This is a genomic window from Bartonella sp. AA74HLJMH (assembly GCF_042197045.1).
Taxonomy (GTDB): Bacteria; Pseudomonadota; Alphaproteobacteria; order Rhizobiales; family Rhizobiaceae; genus Bartonella.
Genome location: NZ_JBHIRJ010000061.1, coordinates 1 through 2,408, shown reverse-complemented (window position 1 = coordinate 2,408; position 2,408 = coordinate 1). Strand labels below are relative to the sequence as shown.

The following is a 2,408-nucleotide window of genomic DNA, read 5'->3' as shown; positions in this document are numbered from 1 at the left end:
ACAAAAGACTTTTGATCTGTTGGCGTAAAATCTTGCGTGCCCTGGGCTTTGATGTCTTTTTCACTGAACTCATTGCCTCCATAGGTGCTGCCTATCTTTAATTTTGCCTCAGAAAACGCGGTCTTGACAAAAGCCTTCATCGAAGTGATCAAAGCGCCACGAGGTAATATCCCTATTTTCGTTGTGAGATGCTTATCTTTATGCGAGATATTCAAACGTAAGAAACTCACCTGTTGGGTGTGAAGATTTCTCCCCTGTAGTGGAGGTGGTAATTGATCTGCCATGTCTTGCTTCCTCCCTATGATTAATTATCAGGTTCACCACTGTAGGTGGGGATAACAATCGTTCCAAAATCTTGCGCTGCTTGAGAGCTATTTGGAAATTTGAAACGGGTTTTCTTCATTCCTATTAAGGTTTTGGCTGCAACACCAAATTCACGTTCATAATCAAAATACTCTTCTTTAAGCGTATAATGCGTTGCACTGTGATTTTTGCCAAAACCAATAACAGCACTTTGCGCCCCTAGAAACACCGCGCGACGCACACTTTTAACAGCTGTATTATCTGTCGATTTAACACCATGGGTAACATGAATAGCTTCGCGTAAAACAACACCATTATACATGCCAAGAGAACCATCAAAGATTGGGTTCTTTGCACGAGAAGTCGCATAAACCGATTTTTGGATATCTAACCACTCACCAGCGGCTGTATTGGTACGCAATTGCATCACTTGTGTTGGGTGCAAATAGAGAACGTAAACATCATCACCGTTAACATGGACGGGGGAAATTTGCGGATTGGCAAGTTTGGCTTGTTTAACCGCTTCATCAATAAGCTTCAAACTAAAGCTATGTTTGGCTTTATCATTAAGATCTTCATCTTTGGTTTTCCCATCGGGGCGGATAATCCGTTCACTGCTTGGTGCCATGATTTCATTAAAGCCATAATGAACCGGTTTAATGTACACTTCTCGACCATCAACGCTAATCGTACGGGCTGTATAACCACATACCTGCAAAAAGAACATGATGCTTAAACGATTGGCATACCAGCGAACCAAGCCTTCTTTCGCTTTCTTACGTAAATTCGGGAGGATTCTCTGTTGATCAATCGAATCATCATTGGCAACACGCGCCGCATGTAAAAGCTCGTTAATCACCAACCGATCATTCATAAATTGAAGCGCCTCTTCATTGCCTTCTAAGGTTTCGCCTTGCGTGACACCATCTCCAAACAGATTGACTAGCAAACTGAACGTAACACTATCCCCTGCGCTCTTATGGGTTTCGTTATAAAGTTGGATAATGCTGTTCGAACTTTTGCCAATAAGAGGGGCAATTTTTGTCGCTTTCAAAACTTCATTGCTTAATTTCTGTGACCACAATTTCACCGATTGCGGATCATGGGTTCCTATATGTGTTGTTGCCATTGATTTCACCTTTCTTTGCTGTAAAAAAACCGGCTTAAAGCCGGTGGAAAACCCGCATCAAGGCGGATTATGTTGTAAAACTGATTGCCTAATCAGGGTCTGCACCCATTATTTCATAAAAACGGGCTTCATTTTTCGGATTGGATATCCATGCGTTGAATTCCTTTTCTGACATATTCGCAAGTGTCTCTTTGGTCATAGGACCCGTCACGCCCCCTCCACCAGATGCCGTTAAGGTTCTCGCAGAATTCTGACGGCTTTGAAGTGCTGCAACTTGATTATTCGCTTGCACTGCTTGGTTCTGATAGCCAAGGTTTTGCGCTATTCTATAAATCTCTTCTGCCGGATTGAGATCTCTTTGTGCACAAGTGGCTACAAGAGCATGCAATTGATCTCTTATAATCGCATCTATTGTGTTTTGTTGTCCATACTCAGGATAAAGTGATGACCAAGAACTCAATTCCTTTGCGCGTGCCTCATAAAGAAAATTTGCCGCGGCGTCAAAATCACTGGATTTATTTTGAAACGACTTAACAGAATTATTAAAAAATTCACCAAGACGTATATCATGCTGCTGCCGTTCCTCAGCTTGTCTTAGCGCTTCTTTCTGTTCCCTAATATACGCATCCTGCTCTCGAATCTTTTTTCCCATCCAACTCATATAGCCAATAATGTCTTGTGTAGGGTCTGGGGGTGCATTTTCACCTTCAACCATTGGCGTCTGGGACTGGGGTTCATAAAGCTTGACAAGCGCTTCACGAGCTTGTTTGGCTTGTTGCTCCATACGCTGCTGTTCTATACTAGGAACAATCTCTGAAGGCTTTTCAACGGGCTGTGCAACCGGCTCTGGAGAGGTGACATCATCATTATCAATCGTTTCACCATCATAAGTGCCGGCATCAAAAGAGCTCTCATCATCAAAGACCGGTGCTCCAACTCTGTAATCTTCATTCATAGCTTCGTTCATTTCTGCATT

At 42.7% G+C, this 2,408-nt stretch carries 3 protein-coding genes; all 3 read right to left on the bottom strand.

Translation table 11 applies throughout. The features are described 5' to 3' along the window. A partial coding sequence (locus tag ACFINH_RS09495) for a hypothetical protein (RefSeq protein ID WP_375632908.1) occupies positions 1-284 on the bottom strand: 284 nt, incomplete at its 3' end. Positions 285-304: 20 nt separating this feature from the next. Next, positions 305-1,432 carry a N4-gp56 family major capsid protein gene (locus ACFINH_RS09490; RefSeq protein WP_375632906.1) on the bottom strand — a complete coding sequence of 376 codons (1,128 nt, stop codon included), beginning with the start codon at positions 1,430-1,432 and terminating at the stop codon, positions 305-307. A gap of 88 nt (positions 1,433-1,520) precedes the next feature. Continuing rightward, positions 1,521-2,408, bottom strand: an 888-nt coding sequence (locus tag ACFINH_RS09485) for a hypothetical protein (RefSeq protein ID WP_375632904.1), incomplete at its 5' end; no start/stop codon positions are given.